Annotated in this window: 2 protein-coding genes; both read right to left on the bottom strand. The window is 71.3% G+C overall.

Annotated features, from left to right (window positions below; translation table 11 throughout):
• A partial coding sequence (locus ACY45C_RS13590; protein WP_462187978.1) for a triose-phosphate isomerase occupies positions 1-409 on the bottom strand: 409 nt, incomplete at its 3' end.
• Between the two features lie 33 nt (positions 410-442).
• Positions 443-1,044: phosphoglycerate kinase (locus tag ACY45C_RS13585; RefSeq protein ID WP_462187977.1), on the bottom strand; the 602-nt coding region annotated here is incomplete at its 5' end.

Genomic DNA, 1,044 nt, shown 5'->3' with positions numbered 1-1,044 from the left:
TCGCCCCGCTGATATCACCGGTGTGCGCACCCGACGCGTACGGGGAGAGGTCCTGCCCCCCGTAGGCGATGGCGAGCTTGTCTCCGTCCACCAGGGTCTGCACGCTGCGCAGATCGGTGAACGGTGGGAGAACGACGACCTCGACGGTCTCCAGCTCGGCGGGCTTGAGATCGAAGGCGATCTTCTGCACCAGCGCGATCGCCTCGAGGTGATTGAGGTTCATCTTCCAGTTGCCGGCCACCAGCGCCCGTCGGCCGGTGCCCTTGACACCGACGGCGCCCTTCGAGCCGGCAGCGCCCTTCGCCGATCTGTCCTTGCCCACGCCGTCCTCGTCCTTCCCGGATCCCCTGTTCTTCCCGGATCCCCTGTCGGAACCTCGCTCAGATCTTCCCCGGCCCAGCAGTGCCATCAGCCGGCCCCGGCGCCGGGCGTCCCGCGGAAGTCAGACATCGAGGGCCGCGAGCCCGGGCAGCGTCTTGCCCTCCAGGTATTCCAGGCTCGCGCCGCCGCCGGTCGAGATGTGGCTGAAGGCATCCTCCGGGATGCCGAGCGTGCGGACCGCCGCGGCGGAGTCTCCGCCACCCACGACGGAGAACCCCTTGCCGGCGGCGACCGCCTCGGCCACCCCCCGGGTGCCCGCGGCGAACGGCGCGAGCTCGAACACGCCCATCGGCCCGTTCCAGAAGACCGTAGCCGCTCCGGCCAGCCGCGCGGCGAACAGCTCCGTCGACGCCGGGCCGATGTCGAGCCCGAGCCAGCCGGCGGGGATGGCGCCGGCCGCGACGACGGCGGTGTCCGCGTCGGCGGCGAACCTGTCCGCGACGACGACGTCGGTCGGCAGCACGATCCGCTCCCCGCCCTCGGCGAGCAGCTCCTTGCACGTCTCGATCATCTCGGTCTCCAGCAGCGACCCGCCGACCCCGTGACCGAGCGCCGCCAGGAAGGTGAAGCACATCCCTCCGCCGACGAGCAACGTGTCGACCTTGGGCAGCAGCGCGCGGATCACGCCGAGCTTGTCGGACACCTTGGACCCGCCGAGCACGA

The sequence above is a fragment of the Frankia sp. CcWB2 genome, from assembly GCF_977927585.1.
This window is presented reverse-complemented; position numbering and strand designations above follow the sequence as displayed.